Genomic DNA, 22,573 nt, shown 5'->3' with positions numbered 1-22,573 from the left:
TGGTGAACCGGAATGTCGCATTGGAATGCCCATGGATACTATGTTTTCACCGGTAGGCAAGCGCGCTGAACTGGAAGAGCCAATTCGCGCCGAGCTCTTCGGCGCCGAACGGCTCGAACAGCATGCGGCAAGTCTCGCGGTGGCACAGGTTGTCACCGATGACGCACGCGTGGGCCGATTACTCACGCCACGAGTCCTTGAGAATGGACGAGTCTTGGTGGCGTCGTATCAGGCGATCGCTCGTACGATCCGCGATGAGCAGACGATTACTCCAGCGGCCGAATGGTTCGTCGACAATTTTCATATCATCGACGAACAACTTCGCGAAATCATCGACGATTTGCCTCCAGGATACTATAGGCAATTACCCAAACTTGCATCAGGCCACTTAAAGCATTACCCACGGGTCTTTGGCGTGGCCTGGGCGTTCGTGGCCCACACCGACAGTCGTTTCGATCCCGACATGCTCCGGCGTTTTGTGTCGGCGTATCAATGCGTGCAACCGCTCACAATCGGTGAGTTGTGGGCCGTGGCGATCTCGCTGCGTGTCGTCTTGGTGGAGAACCTTCGCCGGTTGATCGAGCGGATCGTTCAGAGCCGCGCGGATAGGCTGGAAGCCGACGAGCTGGCCGACAGCTTGTTGGGGACCGGGGGGGGAGTCGCCAAACCTCTAGCCACGATTCTTCGCCATGTTGAGCGCCGACCATTAGCTGCGGCATTCGCTGTACAGCTGGTTCAGCGACTCCGTGACCTGGATCCCAAGGTGCGTCCCGTTCTGCAATGGCTTGATGAGCGGTTGATTGGGCAAGGCACAACGGCCGACGACATGGTGCATGCGGAGCATCAGCAACAGGCGGCCACGAGCGTCACGGTTCGCAACATCATTACGAGCATGCGGCTGACGTCCGCGTTTGATTGGGCGGACTTTTTTGAGAGCGTCAGTTCAGTCGACAATATGCTGCGGGGCGATTCCCGCTATGCCGAGATGGATTTTACCACGCGGGATGCCTATCGCCATGCGATCGAGGATCTTTCCCGCGGTACGGGGTTGTCGGAACTCGACGTGACCGCACGGGTTATGGCTCGTACCAGACTGGCTGGGATTGAGATGCATGCGAGTGAGCAGTCGGAGTTGGATCGGCACATGGACCCCGGCTATTACCTGATCTCCCAGGGCCGCCAGGCATTTGAACGCGAACTCGGTTACAGGGTGTCTTGGAAAGGCTTGATCCTGCGCTGGTGCGTCCAGGTTCCGGCTCTGGGCTACCTGGGATCGCTCGCCCTGTTGACCGCCATAGTCCTGGCCTTCCCACTATGGCATGCGGGCGCCACTGGGGTGACCATTGCAGGCCTGGCCTGTCTCGGTCTCGTTGCGCTCGTGCCAGCTTCAGATCTCGCTATGGCGCTCATCAATCGGATGGTGGTGGCCATCCTCGGGCCGCGGTCATTGCCCCGCATGGCATTGAGAAACGGCATTTCTAAAGAGTTGCGTACAATCGTGGTAGTCCCCATGTTGCTGACAACCAGGCAGGGCATCGATGAGCTGGTTGAGCGATTGGAAGTGCACTATCTAGCGAATGCGGATGATGACCTGCGCTTCGCTCTGCTCTCAGACTGGAGCGATGCCCCGAGCGAAGGTATGCCGGATGACGTCGAACTGCTGGACAGCGCGGTAGAGGGAATCGCGCAGCTGAACAAACGGTACGGCCCCGCGGCGGGGAGCGGCCCGCGGTTCGTGCTATTGCATCGCCGGCGTGTCTGGAACGAATCCGAACAGGTGTGGATGGGATGGGAACGGAAACGAGGCAAACTGCATGAGATGAATCAATGGCTGCGCGGCTCGACGAGCACGACGTTCATGTCCGTCGGTGGGCAGCTTCCTGAGTTGATTCCATCGGTCCGGTTCGTCATCACCTTGGATGCGGATACACGGTTGCCGCGTGGAGCCGCGCACCGGCTAATCGGCACCATGGCTCACCCTCTGAACCGGCCACGGTTCGACTGTTTCGCTGGGTGCGTTGTAGAAGGGTATGGGGTCGTGCAACCACGGATTACCCCGTCGCTCCCAGGCAGCGGCGAGGGCTCGTATTTTCAAGAGACATTTTCCGGACCCAGCGGGATCGACCCCTACGCGTCGGCGGTGTCTGATGTGTACCAGGACTTATTCCGGGAAGGGTCCTACACGGGCAAAGGCATATACGAGATCGACGCGTTCGAAGCGGCACTGGCTGGCAAGGTGCCGGACAATGCGATGCTCAGTCACGATCTTTTTGAAGGATTGTTCGCGCGCGCGGCGCTGGCGACCGACATCGAGCTGTTCGAAGCGTTTCCTGCCCACTATGAGGCGGCGGCAGCCAGGCAGCATCGATGGGCACGCGGCGATTGGCAGCTGTTGCCCTGGTTGTTCGGGCGAGGGCATACCGGGTCTGAGCCGCATCGTGCGGTGGTGATTCCCGCCATTGGTCGTTGGAAGATTCTCGACAATCTCCGCCGGACCCTGTCGGCTCCTGCGGCGTTTCTGACATTGATCGTCGGATGGTTGCTGCCAGAACCATCTGGCTGGGTCTGGTCCGAATTCATTCTGAGCACGATCGCAATTCCCTCGCTGTTGTCCTTCGTGCTGGGGCTCTACCCGCGCCGATCCAAGATTGCCTTGCGCACCCATTTTCGTGGAGCAGGCACCGACCTAAAATTGGCCGCGAGGCAGATCGCGTTGACCGTCACGTTCCTTGTGCATCAAGCATGGCTCATGACGGATGCCATTCTTCGTACTCTCGGTCGGCTCGTCTTCACGCATACACGGATGTTGGAGTGGGTGACCGCGGCTCAAGCCGAGGACGCCTATACGTGCAACTTGACGGGGATGTATCGGCGCATGGCAGGCGGTGTGGCGCTCACCGTCGCGGCAGCTGGTGGGGTGGCAGTGTTTGGGGGCTATGAGTCCTGGGCCGCCGCCGCTCCGTTCGTGCTGCTCTGGATGTCGGCTCCTGCCGTGGCCCGGTGGGTCAGTCTGCCGCCTCGACTCCTGGGGGCCGAGCCGATTTCTCCGGCCGATGCGCGGACGCTCCGATTAATTGCGCGCCGAACCTGGAGGTTTTTCGAAGCGTTCGTGTCTCCCGAGGACCATGCGCTCCCGCCTGATAACTTTCAAGAAGATCCAAAGCCGGTCGTCGCCCATCGCACGTCGCCGACCAACATCGGACTCTATCTGCTCTCAACCCTGGTTGCCCGTGACCTCGGATGGTTGGGGACCCTTGACGCGGCCGAACGACTGGAAGCCACACTTGCGACCATGAACCGTCTCGAGCTGTTTCGTGGGCATTTCTATAATTGGTATGACACACGTACCCTGCATGCGTTGGATCCCAAGTATGTGTCCACCGTCGATAGTGGAAACCTCGCGGGCCATTTGTTGGTTGTGGGGAACGGATGCCGTGAGTTGATTCAGCGCTCTGCCATCGACGGCGATGTGTTTGCCGGGATCGATGATGCCATCCAACTATTACGCGATGCGCTGGAGGAGATTCCAGATCAGCGACAGACCCACACGGTGACTAGAAAGCAGGTGAACCAAGCTGTCGATGCATTGGCCATGGCGCTCTTGTCGAGACCGGTCGATCCCGCTGGCTGGACCGCCAGGTTCAGCAAGCTCACGGCCTTGTCTCAGACGGTTGCGGACATGGCGCAGGCACTGGGACAGGAGCGCGGTGATGAGCACGATGGGGAATTGCGTACGTGGGCCGATGCGGTTCGGGCTTGCGTAGAAAGCCATCTCCGGGACGCGGAATTGTTGCTTCCCTGGGTCCGCTTCAATGCGAAAGATCGGGCGGCTCTGTTCGACCATCCGTCGGGGCCATCGCTGGAGTGGGCGGCTATTGCGCCGTTCTTCCAACCCGTTCCCACGCTGGCGACTGCCCCTGAGCGGTTTGCGGATGCGCTTCGCGCGCTCGATCACTTGCGTGACCAGTTGCTCAGTCGTCCCTCACAGGATCGTGCCACCTTGGCAAGAATCGCCCTTCTGGCTGATGCCATACGGCAAGCGGGCGGAGGCATCACGGGTTTGGTCCACCGTCTGGCGACGATCGCGCAGCATGCGGAGCACATGGTTCACGCCATGGATTTCACATTTCTTTTTGATCCGACCCGCAAGTTGTTGTCCATCGGCTATCGCATACCGGAGAACAGCCTGGATCCCAGTTGCTACGACTTGCTGGCGTCGGAGGCCAGGTTGGCGAGCTTTATCGCTATCGCCAAGGGCGATGTGCCGTCATCGCATTGGTTTCACCTGGGCCGCGCCCTGACACCTGTGGGAGACGGTTCGGCGCTCGTGTCCTGGTCGGGCTCTATTTTTGAATACCTCATGCCGGCGTTGGTGATGCGTTTCCCGGCAGGCAGCTTGCTGTCCCGGACGTATGAGCTGATTGTCCGTCGGCAGATTCAATATGGGAGAGAGCGAGGCGTGCCCTGGGGTGTTTCAGAGTCGGCCTATAATGCCCGTGATCTCGACTTGACGTACCAGTATTCCAGTTTTGGCGTGCCGGGCCTGGGGCTCAAGCGAGGCCTCAGTGAGGATGTGGTCGTCGCTCCCTATGCCACTGCCCTCGCGGCGATGATCAGTCCTATGGAAGCCATGCAAGGCTTTGAGCGTCTCGCCGAGGCCGGAGGGAGAGGAACCTACGGATTCTATGAAGCGCTGGATTACACGGGGACACGGGTGCCGGAAGGAAAAGACGTGGCCATTGTGCGGGCCTATATGTCGCATCATCAGGGCATGTCGTTGGTCTCGATCGCGAATGTCTTGAACAACGGACTGATGCGAAACCGTTTTCATGCCGAGCCGATCGTCCGAGCGACGGAACTGCTGCTCCAGGAACGGACTCCGCGTGACGTGCCGGTGACACGCCCGCGCGCGGAAGAAGTCGCGGCCGCAGCGCAAGTTCGCGACCTCATCCCGCCGGTCGTACGGCGATTTACCGCGCCCCATGAGGCCACTCCGCGGACGCATCTGCTGTCCAATGGGCAGTATGCGGTCATGCTGACCACGGCAGGCTCGGGGTATAGCCGGTGGCGAGATATTGCGGTGACGCGCTGGCGTGAGGATGCGACGCGAGACTGCTGGGGGTCTTATCTGTTTCTGCGTGACATGCAGACGGGGTCTGTCTGGTCGGCCGGGTATCAGCCCAGTGGCGTCGAGGCCGACGACTATGAGGTGTCGTTCACCGAAGAACGAGCCGAAATTACCAGACGTGACGGAGACTGGAACACGACGCTTGAGCTTGTGGTGTCGTCCGAGGACGACGCCGAAGTGCGACGCATCTCGGTCACCAACATGGGCGCGTACGCATGCGATCTACAAGTGACCTCCTATGCCGAGCTGTCTCTGGCTCCACAGGCCGCCGATGTGGCCCATCCGGCGTTTGCGAATCTGTTCGTGCAGACCGAATTCATACCGGAGGTCGGTGCGCTGCTCGCTACGCGTCGCAGGCGGTCGAATGAGGAAGCGACGGTGTGGGTGGCCCAGGTGGTGGTGGTCGAAGGAGAGACCGTGGGCGCCCTGCAATATGAAACGGATCGCGCGCGGTTTCTTGGACGAGGGCACCATGTCCGCACGGCGGTCTCGATGATCGATGGGCGGACACTCTCGAATACCGTCGGATCCGTGCTTGACCCGGTGATGAGCCTGCGCCGAACGGTGCGGGTGCCTGCAGGCGGGACTGTACGCCTGGTGTTTTCAACCATTGTCGGCTCTACCCGCGATGGCGTGTTGGAATTGGCCAACAAGTACAGCGACCCGAGAGTCTTTGAGCGTGCCCTGTCGCTGGCCTGGACGCAAGCACGAGTGCAACTCCATCACCTCGGTATCGAGACAGATGAGGCCCAACTGTTCCAGCAACTAGCCAATGCCGTGCTGCATTCCGATGTCTCGCTGCGACCATCCTCTGAGGTACTGAGCCAGGGTGTGATGGACCGTGCGGCGCTGTGGGCGCATGGTATCTCAGGCGATCTGCCTATCGTGTTGGCCTGCATCGACAATGCGGATGATGTCGACATCGTCCGGCAATTGCTCCGAGCGCATGAATACTGGCGGATGAGGCAGTTATCAACCGATGTGATCATCCTGAATGAGAAGGCCTCGTCGTATGAGCAGGGGTTGCAGGGTTCGTTGGAAGGGCTTGTGCGAGGCAGCAGGTTGCGGCTCTGCCCGGATGTCGGCGGGGCACGAGGTAGCATCTATCTCCTGCGAACTGACCTGCTCTCCGCGCAGGATCGAATGCTGCTGCAGCAGGTCGCTCGGGTCGTTCTGCTCGGCCGGCGCGGGACGTTGGCGGAGCAGCTCACTCGCGTACCGCGCAGGAGCCGTGTGACCTCGACGAACTCCTCTTCCTCACGCCTGGGCAAACGCTTGGATGTGCCGGTGCCTGAACGTGAACTCGAATTCTTTAATGGCTTGGGCGGTTTCGCAGACGATGGACGCGAATATGTCACGGTTCTCGGCGAAGGTATTCGGACGCCACGACCCTGGGTTAACGTCATCGCGAACCCGTCGTTCGGGTTCCTCGTGTCGGAGTCTGGTTCCGGGTTTACCTGGTCATTGAACAGCCACGAGAATCAGCTGACGCCCTGGTCGAACGATCCGGTATCTGATCCGTCGGGTGAGGTGCTCTATATCCGTGATGACGATTCCGGAGAGGTCTGGGGTCCGACGGCGCTGCCGATTCGTGACGATCCGGCACCCTATGTCGCCTGTCACGGGCAGGGCTATAGCCGATTCCATCATGGTTCCCACGGCGTCTTGGCAGAATTGCTGCAATTTGTACCGTCTGAAGATCCGATCAAGATCTCTCGATTGACGTTACAGAATATGTCTGGCCGATCGAGACGCCTTTCAGTGACGGCCTATGTTGAGTGGGTGCTCGGGAGTTCCCGTAGTGAGTCCGCACCTTACATTTTCACAGAGATCGATCCGGGGACCGGGGCGCTTTTTGCGCGCAATATGTTAGGCGGCGAATTTGCCGGACGCATCGGCTTTACCGATCTTGCCGGAAGACACACATCGTGGACTGGTGATCGCAAGGAATTTCTCGGTCGCAATGGAACGTTTGAACAACCCCTGGCGTTGGAAGTGGGAGGTGCATTATCCGGAAGGGTCGGAGCGGGTCTCGATCCTTGCGGGGCCCTTCAACTGTCGATTGAGCTGGCAGCAGGCGAACGCGCTGAAATCGTCTGGTTTCTAGGTCAGACAGCGGACAGAGAGCAGGCTCGTCTCCTGCTCAATCGCTATCGTGGTGCGGACGTGAATGTGCTCCTGCGTGAGGTCACCAGCCGATGGGACGACCTCTTGAGCGTCGTACAAGTTCATACGCCTGAACGTGCGATGGACATTTTCTTGAATCGATGGGTGCTGTATCAAACGCTGGTGTGCCGCGTTTGGGCACGTGCAGCCTTCTATCAGTTGAGCGGGGCCTATGGGTTTCGCGATCAACTACAAGATGGCATGGCCCTGAGTGTGGCGGCACCCGACATCACGCGCGAGCATTTGCTGCGGGCGGCCGCGCGGCAGTTTGTCGAGGGCGACGTTCAGCATTGGTGGCATCCTCCGTCCGGACGCGGTGTGCGGACCCGCATTTCCGACGATCTGCTCTGGTTGCCGTACGCGGTGATCCAATTTCTTGAAGTGACCGGCGATATGACTGTGCTGGATGAAATGGTGCCCTTTCTAGAAGGTCCGGCATTGGGCGAGGGGCAACATGAATCCTATTTTGAGCCGCGTGTGTCCCAGACGAGCGCCACCCTCTTTGAACATTGTGCGCGTGCGTTGGATCGGAGCCTTCTCGTCGGCAGTCACGGTCTTCCACTCATGGGTACTGGAGATTGGAATGACGGGATGAGCCGTGTGGGCCAGCAGGGCAAAGGGGAGAGCGTCTGGCTCGGGTGGTTTTTGCATACGGTGCTCTGGGAGTTCGCCAAGGTGGCGGCTCAGCGTGGGGAGCGTGCTCGTGCCGAAACGTGGCGGCTGCATGTGAGTGCGTTGAAGGCCGCAATCGAGCGGGACGGGTGGGACGGGGAGTGGTACCGTCGCGCGTACTTCGATGACGGGACGCCACTCGGTTCCGCTGCAGATCCGGAATGCCGCATCGATTCCATTGCTCAGTCCTGGGGAGTGATCAGCGGCGCGGCAGATCCGGACCGCGGCGCACGCGCCATGGCTGCGGTGGAACGGCATCTTGTGAACCGGCGAGATGGACTGATCCGTCTGTTGACACCACCCTTTGATCAGATATCGAGGGATCCCGGCTATATCAAAGGCTATGTCCCCGGCGTCCGAGAAAACGGTGGTCAATATACCCACGCGGCGGTCTGGACTGTGCTGGCCTTCGCGGCATTGGGTGAAGGTGACAAGGCCGGCGAGTTGTTCCGTCTGTTGAACCCTGTTCATCGGGTCTCCTCGCGAGCGAGCGTCCAGCGCTACAAAGTCGAGCCCTACGTCGTCGCTGGCGACGTGTACGGCGAGCCTCCACATGTCGGACGTGGGGGATGGACCTGGTATAGCGGCGCAGCTGGTTGGCTCTACCGGGCCGGTATGGAATGGATGCTTGGTTTCCGCTTGCGCGGTGCCACGCTTTCCGTCGATCCTTGTGTTCCGCGCCATTGGCCGGGGTACTCGATTCGTTTCCGGTATCATTCGGCGGTCTATGACATCACAGTGGAAAACCCGCACCATGTATGCCGCGGCGTGACGCTGGTAGAACTTGATGGGAAACAAATAATTGGCCGCGACAATATTCCTCTCATTAAGGATGGCGAGCACCACATTCGTGTCGTGCTCGGATGATGGTCAGTCCAAGAGATGGTCAAGTCCAAGCGACTGTTGAGATTTGCGGAAAGAAGAAATAACGTGTCGGTTTCGGTTGTAATGACCAGTCTGGGTACCAGGAGATCATGGGAAGCGGCGAACTGTTACTGCGAAATTGTAGATGATGGGGGTGGCCCATGAGGAGATGGGAGCGCGCGCGAAGCTCTGTTAGGGAAGGCCGGAATAATTAAGAGTTTCCAGTAGTCAGCGCTCAAAACGCAGAGGAATCCGGCTGGCTCCTATACGGCATTGTGAATTAGTCAGACCTTCCCGAGGTTGCAGGACAGGAATTAGGCGTGCTCTCTAGAATGTAACGGTTTTGCAACAGCTTCCAATTGACCCGACTCATCGATGGATCCCCTTTGCGCCCATCTGAGGGGAAGCTTAGGCGAGAATGGATGCATAAGTCGTGACGTAGAGTCGCAAACAATTGCCTGCAAACAATGCCCCTTCCAGGGAACTGACAGCATGGCGAGCTTGCTCACCTGAGCCCATTTCCACAAAACCATAGCCGGCAGATTTTTCACTGTGTTTGTGTCGGATGACATGGACGCGAACGACGGTGCCATAGGTTCCGAATAAGTCGCGGAGCTGACAATCAGAAGTCGCTTCTTCGAGGCCGCCGACATACACGATGCAGTTACTCATGACCATGGATCATGTTGGATGCCGCGAGCATCTCCATCGATAAGAGCTAGCGCTCGTCTCGCGGTTCGAAGGGGCATAGGAGAGGACACCAAGTACTCCTGTGAGGTAAGGCAATGCAGCCGTACCGATAAGATTGTGAATGAGCCATTGGAGGAAGTTCTGAGCGGTGGATATGAGTATGTTTTCTCGCTTCACCGTTTATAGGTAGGGTATCGCTCAGATGCTGTTTCCTGCCTGGTCGGTCTTTCCATGGGGACTGGTACTGAATGATTTCTTTCTCCCGTCTGAGGCTTTGCTTGCTTTGGCAGTGGAACGCAAACGGGTATCTTCTCCAAGACTATGTCTTGCCAACGAAGCGACTTCGCGTCTGATGACCTCGATTGAGGATGTATTGTCGACCGAATTGGGATCAGTCAACCCTAGCAGTTGCCAGCGGATTTTCGGTTTATGAGCGGATTTTTTCTTTCCTGCTTTGCGACTTTTCCAAACTGAAGCGAGATTCATGGAGCGTCCTTCTGTACAAACTGTACAAACACGAAGCTCAAGTCAGTGGCTGTCTGACAGAGAAACTCAATAGCTCTGTTTCAGCTCCACTAATGGACCTGCCACGCTATCTGGATGTCTGCCTCTACCATTCAGGCGGAGGAGCATCAGGTTGGTGATGTTACCCAGACTATCTTGCCAACACTGGGAGTGAGTACGAGGAGTGCACGGAGAGGACAATAGCTTGCAAGGAAATATCTTATAACATGTAATTTGTGAAGGAGTCAAACCTCGCTACAAGGCTCATGGTAGAGGAGTAGGCGACAAGGTGCATGATCTATCAATTATCTAGTCTTTCGTATCTATTGAAGAACTGGTTGACGTCAGGATGGCCATGCTGTATGGTAACGACACATTTATCTCGTAGTAGTCCGGCGAGGAGATGTTCCAACTATATCGGACTTCGCGATCGCATCGCGACCAGGTCCAGTTTGGAGTTGCACCATTCTCGGTTGTCTCTCCCCTCGGTTCTCTGATCCCGTCATAAATGCGATCATACTGAAAGGATAGTGTAGTGAATACCTCTGTTCACACCAATTTTCACGCCCTCGGTTTGTCCGAGGGGCTGCTCCGGGACCTGGCTGATGCCGGGTTCGCATCACCCACGCCCATTCAAGAACAAGCCATTCCGCCCGCGCTCGCTGGGCGAGATGTCATTGGATGTGCCCAGACCGGGACGGGTAAAACCGCAGCCTTTGTCATTCCAATCGTCGAACGACTCGCTGCATTGCCGAAGGGGCAACCGCAGGCATTGATCTTAGCGCCAACCCGTGAGCTGGCATTGCAGACCCTGACGACGATTGATAAGCTTGGCCGGAGTCGGCGCATTTCCGCGACCGTCATAGTTGGAGGCGCCGATATGCAAGCCCAAGTACGGGGCTTGCGACAGCGACCAGACATCTTGATAGCGACGCCTGGGCGTCTTCTGGATCACATGTGGAACGGCACGATTGTCTTGTCGTCTATGAAGATCTTGGTATTGGATGAGGCGGATCGGATGTTGGATATGGGCTTTGCACCTCAGATCAATCAGATTCTTGATGCGTTGCCTGAAGAGCGACAGACTCTTCTCTTCTCGGCCACCCTGCCAACAGATCTGGCTCGATTGGTTCAAGCCAATGTGAAGAATCCGGTGCGCGTCATGGTCGCGCCGTCTGCCACGACAGCTGATGGGGTCACGCAGGGGATTCATTACACCTCCCAGGGCGAGAAGCCCGATCTTCTCTTGTCGTTATTGAAGGCCGATCAGGATACGGCTCTGGTGTTCACCAGGACGAAGCACCGTGCCGATCGGTTGGGGCGTATGCTGGGTAGCGAAGGCCATCGAGTGGCTGTGTTGCATGGAGACCGGAGTCTCTCACAGAGGCGCGCCGCGCTAGAAGGTTTTAGACGTGGGTCATTTCGGGTGCTGGTCGCGACGGATATTGCTGCGCGAGGGATCGATGTCGCGAACATCGGCCACGTGATTAATTTCGATCTACCCAATTGCCCAGAAGATTACGTCCATCGTATTGGCCGCACGGCTCGAATGAAGACAACCGGCCGCGCCACAAGTTTTGTGACGGGTGAAGACCGGCAGCAACTTCGAGATATTGAGCGCCTCTTGGGACATGCAGTCCCGCTTGCGCCGGGAAGCAGAACTTCGTTGCCGGTGATGCATGGCGAGGATAGTCGGGCACATCGGGACGAGCATTCCGCTCCAAGTCGCTCGAGGTTTGCCAGCCGACACCGCCGTCCGAACCCAAGGGGAGATCACGCCGAGCCATCCTCGCGCAATGCCTCGCCTGCAATACGTGCATAAGTTTCGAAAATAGTTCCCAAACGACCCCTCGTGAGATACTCTGTGTCTCACGAGGTGGATGTGGACCCGTCTTTACACGGCGTGCGAGTGGGCCCTGAGGCATCGATCAAGCCCGGTGATCAGATCTCACTCACCCTTCGATTACCCAATGACACTGTTCCTGCTGCGATCGCACTCGCCGTGGTCCGCCTGACCAAGGGTTTGGTCAACGGGCTAGCCATCAAAAGGCTGGCTCAGCTGTCACGTAAATGGTTGACCTAATGCAACAGGCTGCAGGCTTGGCGAAAGAGGAAACAATATGGAAGATCTAGATTTGAAGGCCATCACTGGGCAAAATACCCCACAATTACGCAAACATCCCCGCGTACGAGTGCCGGCTCCATTTCCTTGTTCATTGGCCCGCGTCGGTGTGGTCAGAAAGGGGGTTGTCGAACAGGGGTTAGGGATAATTTTTGACGTGTCTACTAAAGGGGCACGTGTGATGACGGAAGCGGTGATTACGCCGGGAGACCGAATTGCCATGAATCTTCGCTTTCCAGATCAGACAACAGCAACGGTCATCGAAGCCGCGACGGTTCGGTGGGGTAAAGAGTACACCTATGGTGTGGAGTTTGAGGGACTCTCGCCAGCCGTGAACAAGCATCTCCAGAGCGTCATTACACACCTCTCCCAGTCTGGGCCGATGTTGACGGCCTAACTCTCACCTGCCGCCTCGCGAGTGGCAATTGTCCTCAACTGTAGTATGGGCGTTCAGCAGGCACTGATTTGCCTTTAGGGCAGAGCCACGAACTGTTTCCGGAAGGTGACGACTTTGACGAGGTAGTCCCTCGTTTCCTGGTAGGGGAGGTTGTTGCGTAATCGGTCGTAGACTGCTGGTGGTTCAAGGCTATTAATTTGATTGAGGGCAGCCCTGTTGTCACTCGCAAATGTCTTAAAGACATTTCGTGGGCCTGTATTATAAGCCGAGATAACGCAATATTCTCGCGAGACCTCATTCCCGATGTCTTCAAGCAGATTGTAGGACAGGACATTGAGATAGGCACTGCCTAACTCGATATTGTTCTCTGGATCGAAGAGATATTCACGCGATGGAATCGTATCCGTTCCCTTTGCTTTTCGGTAGGCATCTCGCCCGCCACTAGTGGGTACGAGCTGCATGAGACCATAGGCGGGGGCGGAACTAACAGCGAAGGGGTTGAAGTTGCTTTCCGTTCGAATAACAGCAAAAATGAGGCTTGGGCTGATCTTGAATTGCTCCGCAAATCGGGTAACGGTGGCTCGGTATTTTTCTGCTTGCTTATTCGAGAAGTTTGCCACCATCTTGATTTCGGCGATCAGCGCTTGCTTTGTCCCTCCGTTCAGGTCCACCGTCCGCGTCTTTGCACCCTCAATCGTTGATATTGCCAACGCTTCCGCTTGTGCGGGGGTGCGGATTGACTGTCCTTGCTGATCCTGTACTAGTCCCAATAAATATGGAGGCCGGTCACTGGTCAGCGTGACAGGCTTGTCGGAAAAAAGATCGACAGAGCGCGGATCGTCTGGTGTGAGCAAGGTTGTGATGATCGCGTTTTTCAAGCTCTCTTTCGGTGCTTTATCATCCAAGGTTTCTACGACGATCGTGCCATTATCGAAGTCGACGATGGTTCGGCTCATATAGTTCTGGGTGTACTTCACGTACTTCTTCTGTTCTGGGACCTTCACTTCCTTCTCGCCCCAGGTTTGTCGGACTCGTCCGGTCAATGCGGTCATGAGGGTGTTGAAATCACGTTGAATCGTCCGCAGATCTCTGATCACGGCTTCGGGGTCTCGCTGGTAGGCGTCGACGCGCTCTTTGAGTATTTGCTTGGGGTCTTTGCCTGTGGCAATGTCGAGTACGGTCCTGCTAGTTCGGCTCCCGAGGACCCGTTCAGCGTTCGTGAGGACACGGTCCGTGGATTCACATCCCGTGAGAATGAGCAGTGGGGCCAAGAAAAGCGAGGTGATTCGTACCATAGTATTGGATACTGCGTGGAGCATTTTACATGGTTGTGGGGAAAGAGTGAAGGGGGTGATCCCAGAGCTGGGTCTATTGGCTGAAGTCAGAAGGCCTATTTGATGGCGACCGCTTTGACTTCTTTGTTAGTTGTAAGGCCTTGTAAGACTTTTTGAATCCCGTCCTGCACCAGCGTTGTCATTCCCTCTCCAATTGCAGTTTTGAGCATATCCTCGGTGCGCGATTTCTGCTGGATCATTCGCTTCATCTGATCTGTGCCCAGTAGAAGTTCGTGTAAGGCGACTCGTCCCTTAAAGCCTGAACGGTTGCACGTTTCACAGCCCTTCCCACGGGAAAGGCGGAACGTAGTATCTTGCTTGATACCGAGCTTGTCCCAATGCTCAGGCCCGTAACCCAGTCGGAGTTCTTCGTACTCCTCTTTGCTTCCGACGTACTGCTCTTTGCAGTCTTTGCAGATTCGACGAGCCAACCGTTGCGCCAGCACACCCAGCATGGCATCGGCAAAGCTGAATGGATCGCAGCCCATGTCGAGCAGGCGAGTAACCGTTTCGACGGCGCTGTTGGTATGCAGCGTGCTCATCACGAGATGGCCGGTGAGCGACGCTTCAATGCCGGTGTCAGCCGTCTCTTTATCCCGCATTTCTCCTACCATGATGACATCGGGGTCGGCGCGGAGAAATGCGCGCATAGCAGTGGCAAAGGTGAGGCCAATCTTCGGCTGTACCTGCACTTGGCGCAGGCCATACTGTGTGATTTCGACAGGGTCTTCGGCGGTCCATATTTTGATGTCCGGGGTGTTAATGTTGCCCAGGACTGAGTGCAGCGTGGTTGTCTTTCCAGAGCCAGTCGGACCGACGCAGAGAATGATGCCATAAGGCTTTTCTGAAATCTCTTTCAGCATTTTGAGGTTCCGCTCCGAGAACCCCATTTTGTCGAGTGGCAGTGGTTCGCTCGCTGCGAGGATACGCATGACCACGTCTTCGTTGTATCCGGCGGTGGGGAGGGTCGCAACGCGGAGTTCGATTTCTTTTGTCTCTGAAAGTTTGAATTTGATCTTTCCGTCCTGAGGCTTGCGGCGCTCGGCAATATCCAGGCTGGCCATGATCTTGAGGCGGGAGACGATTGCACGGCGGTAACTCTGCGGAATCTTCATGTACTCGAAGCATTCTCCATCGACTCGGAAACGGACCAACGTTTCACGTTTTTCTCCGTACGGTTCGATATGAATGTCTGACGCACTCTGCCGGTAGGCATCGGCAATAATTTGGTTGGCCAGGCGGACGATTGCGTTGTCGTTTTCGTCGAGTCCGCCACCCGCAGATTCTTCAGTTGCTTCGGCCTGTGCCTCCGTAACCAGTTCGCCGAGAATATCGGACACATTTTCGTCGAGTTTTCGTCCATTGCCACCCCCGTCACTCTGTCCAGTCGCGGAACTCAGAAATTGGGCGATGTCCCGGCGAAGACTGACGGCGAATCGAATGTTAAGGCCTGGAAAGGTCCGCTTGATGTCTTGAACGCGGTCGAGATCTCCTGGATCGTCGGTCAGAATTTCGATTGCCGTACGATCTCGCTTGAGCGGCATCCAGTGGTTCTTTTTGAGATAGTCGACATTGAGGTTCTTCAGTAATTCCACGTCGACGATGGTACGTTCGCTGTACTCGATGTATGGACATTTATGGAACTGGGCGAGCGATTTACCAATATCGAGTTTTGGAATCTTGTGTTTTTCGATGAGAAGACTCTCTAGATCGCTCATCCCTTTCCGCGAGTCAGCCATGGCCTGGTCGAGTTCATTTTGTGTGATGCGCTTGTTGTTGACTAAGAGATCGAACTTCGTGGGGTTCTTTTTTGAGGTTTGACGGAGGTTGAAGAAGGCGATGCCGAGCGCTTTCGCAATCTCATCAACGACCTCTTCATCTTTTCGAGTAAATCGACTGCCGCTTTTCTTATTGAGGAGTTGCAGCACCCCCATTAAGTATTTATTGTCGGCCACGATTGGATACGTCAGGACCTGCTTGGTCCTGAATCCGGTTCGTTTATCATAGGATGTATCGTGGAGCAGGGACGGATGAATGCCTTGGAGTTCTGGGATGTTGTACGCGTCGGCAATGTTAACAGGGCGAAGATACTTGGCACAGAACCCAGCGAGACTTTGTTCAGTGATGGGGATGCGGACTTCGTCCACACCGTCGATGTGAGGAACTTTGGAGAAGATTTCCTTCTTCTCCGTGTCGAATGCGAAAAGAGTCAAATCCTCTGCGTCGAACAAACTTAAGATGTCTTTATGCAAGTCCAGAAGGATTTGATCAAGGTTGCTGGCCGCATGAATCTGGGTGGTAATACGGTTAACATGTTCGGCATGCTCGGCCTTGTGCTGCAATTCCTGAGGATTCTGAGTCATCGGCTTGGCTTGCATCCGACTGCGCTTTCCTTGTGGTTGAGACGTGAATCAGTCAGGTTATGCGCTGGATTAATAGGTGCCTGATCATGAAATGTTGTGAACTGAGACGTCGAGTCTCAGTCTAAACGAACAGATCGGGAAGGCAAGGAAAAGGCATTTTCTGTCGGTGCATTTCTGGAAAGCGTGAGCGATTCAGCTCTGGAACTAAGCGAGAGGTGAGCTCGCGGATGGATGGGCTTCAAAAGAAAGTTGCTTGAGGTGAGTGACAAGCTCACTGGGTGCGATGCGGGATTTGATCCCGGTTCGTCGAATCTTGACTTCCACAACGCCGTCCGCAAGGCCTTTGTCGCCGATGACGAGTTGGAATGGGGCGCCGATCAGATCCGCGTCATTGAATTTAACACCGGCGCGATCGGTACGGTCGTCCCATAAGACCTCGATACCTGCCGCCATCAAATCGGTATAGAGACGTGCAGCGGTGTCGGTCGTCTTTTCTGATTGGCTGACCGTCAGGAGGTGGACATGGAATGGCGCGATAGGAAACGGCCAGATGATGCCCTTCTCATCGTGGTTTTGCTCGATCGCCGCAGCGGCTGTCCGACCAACGCCAATGCCGTAACAACCCATAACAGCCAGGCGCTCCTTGCCCTGATCGTCGAGGATGGTGGCATTCATTTTCTGGCTATACTTGGTACCGAGTAAGAATACCTGTCCAACTTCGATGCCCTTGGCAAGTGTTAGCGCACCTGGTCCTCGGGGAGCCGGGTCGCCGGCTTGCGCATTGCGAAGGTCGGCAAATTGTTCGGCAGTGAAATCACGGTTGAGATTGGCATTCTGATAGTGCGTATCGGCTTTATTGGCACCGATGACGACATTGGTCATTCCCTGAATGGCGTGATCCGCCAGGATTCGTGCGTGCTGCAGGCCGACTGGTCCGGCGAATCCTGGAGGAGCGCCTGTGACCTGTTGAACCGTCACGGGGTCGGCCAACGTCACATCAGTCACCTTGAGCAAACGCGCTAATTTGACTTCGTTCACTTCATGATCTCCCCGGATCAGCACGGCGACGGTTTCGGTGCCTGCGCGGTACAGCAGTGTCTTCACGAGTTGACGGGGTGTAATCTGCAGAAAGGCTGTGACCTCTTTCACTGTCCGGCGCTGTGGCGTATCGATCGGCGTTAGGGGGAGAAGGGGGGTGGTGTCGATATCAGATGGAGGAAGTACTTCCGCCCGTTCAAGATTGGCGGCGTAAGAACCCTGGTCGCTATATGCCACCATCGCTTCGCCGGTATCGGCCAGCACCATGAACTCGTGTGAGACATCCCCACCGATGAGACCTGTGTCGGCTTCCACCGCCCGGAAGGTGAGGCCGCATCGTGTGAAGATTCGGGTGTAGGCGTCGTACATCTTCTGATAGCTGACCTGAGCGCCAGCCTCATCGATGTCGAAACTATAGGCATCCTTCATGATGAATTCCCGCCCTCGCATGAGCCCAAATCGCGGGCGGATCTCATCACGAAATTTGGTTTGGATCTGGTAAAAATTGAGCGGGAGTTGTCGGTAGGATCGCACTTCTCGCCTGAAGAGATCGGTAATGACTTCTTCGTGCGTCGGGCCTAGGCAAAAGTCTCGTTCGTGACGATCCTTGAATCGAAGTAGTTCCTTCCCGTAGTAGTCCCATCGGGCTGTTTCTTTCCAGAGTTCAGCAGGGGAGGCGATCGGCATCAGCAGTTCTTGTGCGCCGGATCGGTTCATCTCCTCTCGAATGATCTGCTCAATTTTGCGGATGACACGGAGACCAAGTGGAAGATAGGTATAGATGCCAGCTGCCACCTTTCGGATCAGTCCGGCACGCAGCATCAATCGGTGGCTGACGGTTTCGGCTTCGCCGGGATCGTCCCGTAGTGTGGGGATGAGTAACTGGGATGTTTTCATGAGAAGGTTAGTGGGAGAAGATGCGTTCCAGGTCGTTCCAGAAGGCAAAGATCATGACGCCAACCAACAGAACTAACCCGACCTGCTGGGCAACCTCTCGTTGCCGTTCTGCGAGTGGCTTGCGCAGAATGCCCTCAATCAGGAAAAAGAGCAAGTGGCCGCCGTCGAGGATCGGGATCGGCAGCAAATTGAGGACCCCGAGGTTGATGCTCAAGATGGCGATCAGGAACACGACACTAGAGGCGCCCTGGGAGGCCGCTTCACCGGAAATATTGGCGATCGTCAGCGGTCCACCGATATTCTTGCTCGAAATATCCCCCACGATCATTTTATAGAGGCCAACCGCAGTCAATTCAGTCCATCCCCACGTAGCTTCGAGTCCTTGATATACAGCTGCTGCTGCGTTGTCGGAGCGCATCAATGAACGGCCAGGTCCCGCGATGCCGATCTTTCCGACTTCGAGCGTCTGTCCGTTCATCGTCACTTTTTCACTGGTTGGCGTGACGGTCAGCGTGGTCCGTATTCCGTCGCGGAGGACGTCGAGTTTCAGTGACTTCTGCGGGTGTTCCCGTACCTGAGTCGTCATCTGTGCCCAGGTATAGATAGCGTGGCCATCGATCGCGACGACTCGATCGCCTGGCTTGAATCCGGCCAGGGAGGCGGGTAATCCGGGCATAACCGAGGTGACGAGAGGAGGCGTTTCTTCAACGCCGATCGTATACAGCGGTTCGTTGCTGCTGGCCCCCTCTCCAGTGATTGGTATAGGCGTGGCTGTCAGTGTTTTTAGCTGATCGTCTCGTCGGACTTCGAGTAAAACAGGCTGGCCCTTGCTCTTGGAGACGAGGTCCAGTAACTCCGTTTTGGTCGAGATGTCTTTGCCGTTCATCTTGACGATGCGGTCTCCAACTTCCATCCCTGCCATTGATGCGGGAGAGCCGGGAGCCAGAGCCTCGACATCAGCACTCAGATCGTGAAACGTTGGGACAAACAATGGTGCACCAGTGGACAGCCATCCGGCGAAGATCAAGTAGGCCAGAATGAAATTAAACCCCGGGCCAGCCGCGACGATAAGAACCTTTCCCCACAAGCCCTGGTGTGAAAATGATCGCCGCCGGTCCTCAGGTGTTGTGGCCTCCGTCTCATCCTCGCCAAACAACTTGACGTACCCACCGAGCGGGACGGCGGAGACGAGATATTCGGTTTCGCCGACCTGGCGACCGAATAACTTCGGGCCAAAGCCGATGGAAAACTTGAGGACTTTCACTCCGACCCATCGAGCGGCGAGGAAATGGCCGAGCTCATGGAAGGCGACGAGCACGCCAAGGACCACAAGGAACCACCAGGCCTTCTGAAGGAGCAGCCACAATGTATCGGGGGACCAGGTAAGAGCGAACGTCATCGGAACTCCCTATCGAGTGTGATCTTCTACTCTAACATTCGCTGCGTGAAATGCAAACGATCGTTAGCGAGGTAACGCATGCACCAACGATTCCGCCTTTTCTCGAGCCCATCGATCCGCTTCTAGCGCATCATCAAGGCAGGTAATCTCTTGATGCGCATGCGCCTCCATAGTACTGCGAATGACCTGCGGGATCTCACTGAAGCAAAGGCCATGGTTGAGGAATGCATCGACGGCGATTTCATTGGCCGCATTCATGGCGGCAGGCATGGTCCCGCCGATTCGAAGCGACTCGTACCCAAGGTTGAGGCACGGAAAGCGATCATGGTCGGGTTTGCAAAAGGTCAATCGTCCAATTTCCGTCAAATCCAGTGAGGGGAGGTCGAGCGCCATTCTGGCGGGGTAACGCATCGCGTACGAGATCGGAGTTCGCATATCCGGGAGACCCAGTTGGGCGATCATGGATCGATCTTTATATTCTACGAGAGAGTGGATAATGCTTTCTCGATGAACCAGCACGTCGATGTTGGACTCGGGAATATTGAAGAGCCAGCGTGCTTCTACTACTTCCAGTCCCTTGTTCATCAGCGTCGCTGAGTCGATGGTGATCTTAGATCCCATCTTCCAGTTCGGATGCTGCAGGGCTTGTTCCGGCGTCACATGCAGGAGTTGCTCCTGGGGCAGTGTCCACAGGGCTCCGCCGGACGCTGTGAGTATCACTCGCCGGACGTCTTCAATCCGATGCCCTTCCAATGACTGGAAAATGGCACTATGTTCGCTATCGACTGGAAAAATCCTGACCCCATGTTTTCTAGCCTCATCCTGCATCAGCTTGCCGGCCATCACCATCGGTTCTTTATTGGCCAAGGCAATGTGTTTCCCACTGCGGATGGCGGACAGGGTCGGTACGAGTCCGGCTGCTCCCACGATGGCAGAAATCACCAATTCGGCATCGAGCCCCGTTGCGACCTGTGTAATGCCTTCTCCGCCGGCCATGACCTCAACCGGAAGATCGGCGCACCGGTTTCTGAGCAATGCCGCAGAGGATTCCGTAGAGACCGCCACGGCGATAGGTGCGAACTGGCGGATCTGGGCTTCAAGCTTGTCGATATTGTTGCCGGCCGTCAGGCCGACGACGCGGAACTCATCGGGAAACCGTTGAACGATATCGAGGGTATTGGTTCCGATCGATCCGGTTGATCCCAAGATGATAATCGACTTCATATCCTCTCCTCTCCACTCTTATAGAGGCGGTGCCAGGTCTCGAACGTAGGCGACATAGTAGTAGAAGGTGGGGGCGGTGAACAAGAGACTATCGAGCCGATCCAACATACCGCCATGGCCTGGCAAGATTCCACCGGAATCTTTGACGCCCGTGCGTCGCTTAATCATGGATTCGAACAGGTCTCCGATGAGCCCAGTTCCCGTCAGCAGTACGCCAAGGATGAACGCATCTAACAGTGAGAGTTGTGAGGCAAACCACCATTGAGCCACGATGGCGGCAGCGACGGCCAATATGAGCCCTCCAAGTACCCCCTCAACGGTCTTCTTGGGACTGATCGACGGCATGAGAAGGTGTTTGCCCCACAGGGTCCCGGCGTAGTACGCCCCGGTGTCAGAAGCCCATGTGACCACCGCCAGAAATAGCACGAGGAATTCCCCGGTCGGCAGCGCGCGGGTCGATACAATACTACTGAGGGTGACGCCCACGTAGAGCACGCCGAACATGGTGATCAGCGCGTCCTTCCATCGATATTTTGCGGATGTGGCAACAAAAGAGGCTGTTACGGCAATCATGAACGCACCGCCGAGAAGAAGCTCGGGAAGCGGGAGAGACACATGAGATCGGGCGAGGGTCAGAACATAGGTTGCCGACCCGACACCGACGAGGACATGATTCAACCGCGATTGGAAGCTGAGACGATACAGTTCGAGCAGGGCCAGAGAGCCGACGGCGATCAAGAGCAGCGTTAAGGCCCAGGGCGTGAGGTGGACGATGATGAGGTAGACGGCCGGGATCAGCACAGCCGCAGTATAGAGACGCCTGATATCGAACTGTTTGGGGCGTGCAGGTGTGGTGGTCACGGATGTCGAGCTGTGGGCGATTGCTTCGGTGATGGATGGATGTCCCACATAGGTTACGAAGACACAGTACTCAGCACTCGGCCGAAGCGACGCTCCCGTCTTTGATACTCGATCAGCGCGAGCAGAAACTCCCGTCGTCGAAAGTCCGGCCACAAGGTCGGCGTGAAGCACAATTCTGTGTAGGCCAGTTGCCATAGGAGAAAGTTGCTGATCCTGGCTTCTCCACTTGTCCGAATCAGTAAGTCCGGATCTTGAAGCGGGTGGGTGTAGAGGTACTGTTGAATCGTGGCTTCATCGATACGGTTCGGTTGGAGGGTTCCCGCCTGGACGTTCTCGACCAGTGTTTTTACGGCATCGACGATTTCTGCTCGTCCTCCGTAGCTGAGGGCGACCGTTAGGATCAGCTTATCGAGATGCGCTGTTTCCTTCTCGGTTGTGCGAATCCAGTGTTGAGCCGATGAAGGAAGCAGCTCGTGGCGACCGATGGTGCGGAAGCGCACGCCTTGCTCAATCAAGCTGGCTCGCTCTGTGGAGAGGTAATGTTCCAAGAGTCCCATGAGAGCGCTGATTTCTTGTGTCGGACGGTTCCAATTTTCTTGTGAAAACGCATAGATCGTCAGGGCATGAATGCCGAGTTCCAGACAGAGGGTGATCATCTCCCTGACGGAATTGATGCCTTCGCGATGGCCTGCGATGCGAGGGAGACCACGGAGTTCCGCCCACCGCCCGTTGCCATCCATGATGACCGCGATATGTTTAGGGAGCAGTTCCGGTTCCAACTTGGCGGTCAATTCGCTCTCGGACAGGTGCTCGAAACTTGAAGCCGGAGGGTGTGCCATAACGAGCCTAGAGCGCGTTCCTCATGTTCAATGTTAGCAGGGAGAAAAGTGGGGAAAGTCTACTGTCGGGGGTAT

At 56.3% G+C, this 22,573-nt stretch carries 13 protein-coding genes; 4 read left to right on the top strand and 9 right to left on the bottom strand.

The window, feature by feature from the left end; all coding sequences use genetic code 11:
• Window positions 1-25 precede the first annotated feature (25 nt).
• The gene (locus E8D52_04345; GenBank protein ID TKB70282.1) at window positions 26-8,833 is read left to right on the top strand and encodes a hypothetical protein; all 8,808 of its coding nucleotides are present in this window, start codon (window positions 26-28) and stop codon (window positions 8,831-8,833) included.
• A gap of 405 nt (window positions 8,834-9,238) precedes the next feature.
• On the opposite strand, the gene E8D52_04340 is transcribed toward E8D52_04345, so the two are convergent.
• Both E8D52_04340 and E8D52_04335 read right to left on the bottom strand, forming a co-directional pair.
• On the bottom strand, window positions 9,239-9,508 hold the full coding sequence (locus E8D52_04340) for an RNA-binding protein (GenBank protein ID TKB70281.1): 270 nt from the start codon (window positions 9,506-9,508) through the stop codon (window positions 9,239-9,241).
• 210 nt (window positions 9,509-9,718) lie between these two features.
• Window positions 9,719-10,006 (bottom strand): hypothetical protein, encoded by a 288-nt coding sequence (locus tag E8D52_04335; protein ID TKB70280.1) that lies wholly within the window; start codon window positions 10,004-10,006, stop codon window positions 9,719-9,721.
• Window positions 10,007-10,559: 553 nt separating this feature from the next.
• Between E8D52_04335 and E8D52_04330 the strand changes: the two genes are divergently transcribed.
• The 3 genes from E8D52_04330 to E8D52_04320 are packed head-to-tail and all read left to right on the top strand — an operon-like array spanning window position 10,560 to window position 12,543.
• Window positions 10,560-11,846 carry a DEAD/DEAH box helicase gene (locus tag E8D52_04330; GenBank protein TKB70279.1) on the top strand — a complete coding sequence of 429 codons (1,287 nt, stop codon included), beginning with the start codon at window positions 10,560-10,562 and terminating at the stop codon, window positions 11,844-11,846.
• Window positions 11,847-11,906: 60 nt separating this feature from the next.
• On the top strand, window positions 11,907-12,107 hold the full coding sequence (locus E8D52_04325) for a hypothetical protein (protein ID TKB70278.1): 201 nt from the start codon (window positions 11,907-11,909) through the stop codon (window positions 12,105-12,107).
• Between the two features lie 37 nt (window positions 12,108-12,144).
• Window positions 12,145-12,543 carry a PilZ domain-containing protein gene (locus tag E8D52_04320; GenBank protein ID TKB70277.1) on the top strand — a complete coding sequence of 133 codons (399 nt, stop codon included), beginning with the start codon at window positions 12,145-12,147 and terminating at the stop codon, window positions 12,541-12,543.
• A gap of 74 nt (window positions 12,544-12,617) precedes the next feature.
• Here E8D52_04320 and E8D52_04315 read toward each other — a convergent pair whose 3' ends face one another.
• The 7 genes from E8D52_04315 to E8D52_04285 form a co-directional block, all read right to left on the bottom strand.
• On the bottom strand, window positions 12,618-13,862 hold the full coding sequence (locus tag E8D52_04315) for a DUF3393 domain-containing protein (GenBank protein TKB70276.1): 1,245 nt from the start codon (window positions 13,860-13,862) through the stop codon (window positions 12,618-12,620).
• Between the two features lie 71 nt (window positions 13,863-13,933).
• Entirely contained in the window at window positions 13,934-16,255 is a 2,322-nt protein-coding gene (locus E8D52_04310) for a GspE/PulE family protein (GenBank protein TKB70275.1), read from the bottom strand.
• A 189-nt stretch (window positions 16,256-16,444) separates the two neighbouring features.
• The gene (locus E8D52_04305) at window positions 16,445-18,175 is read right to left on the bottom strand and encodes a proline--tRNA ligase (GenBank protein TKB70274.1); all 1,731 of its coding nucleotides are present in this window, start codon (window positions 18,173-18,175) and stop codon (window positions 16,445-16,447) included.
• Between the two features lie 7 nt (window positions 18,176-18,182).
• Window positions 18,183-19,574, bottom strand: a complete 1,392-nt coding sequence (gene rseP, locus E8D52_04300) for an RIP metalloprotease RseP (protein TKB70273.1) — start codon at window positions 19,572-19,574, stop codon at window positions 18,183-18,185.
• A 63-nt stretch (window positions 19,575-19,637) separates the two neighbouring features.
• Window positions 19,638-20,798 carry a 1-deoxy-D-xylulose-5-phosphate reductoisomerase gene (locus E8D52_04295; protein ID TKB70272.1) on the bottom strand — a complete coding sequence of 387 codons (1,161 nt, stop codon included), beginning with the start codon at window positions 20,796-20,798 and terminating at the stop codon, window positions 19,638-19,640.
• Window positions 20,799-20,816: 18 nt separating this feature from the next.
• Window positions 20,817-21,854 carry a phosphatidate cytidylyltransferase gene (locus E8D52_04290; GenBank protein TKB70271.1) on the bottom strand — a complete coding sequence of 346 codons (1,038 nt, stop codon included), beginning with the start codon at window positions 21,852-21,854 and terminating at the stop codon, window positions 20,817-20,819.
• The gene (locus E8D52_04285; GenBank protein ID TKB70270.1) at window positions 21,713-22,498 is read right to left on the bottom strand and encodes an isoprenyl transferase; all 786 of its coding nucleotides are present in this window, start codon (window positions 22,496-22,498) and stop codon (window positions 21,713-21,715) included. The genes E8D52_04290 and E8D52_04285 overlap by 142 nt, the downstream gene beginning before the upstream one ends.
• Window positions 22,499-22,573 lie beyond the last annotated feature (75 nt).

Origin of the sequence: Nitrospira sp. (genome assembly GCA_005116745.1) — a bacterium.
In the GTDB taxonomy this organism is placed as follows: Bacteria; Nitrospirota; Nitrospiria; order Nitrospirales; family Nitrospiraceae; genus Nitrospira_D.
This window is presented reverse-complemented; position numbering and strand designations above follow the sequence as displayed.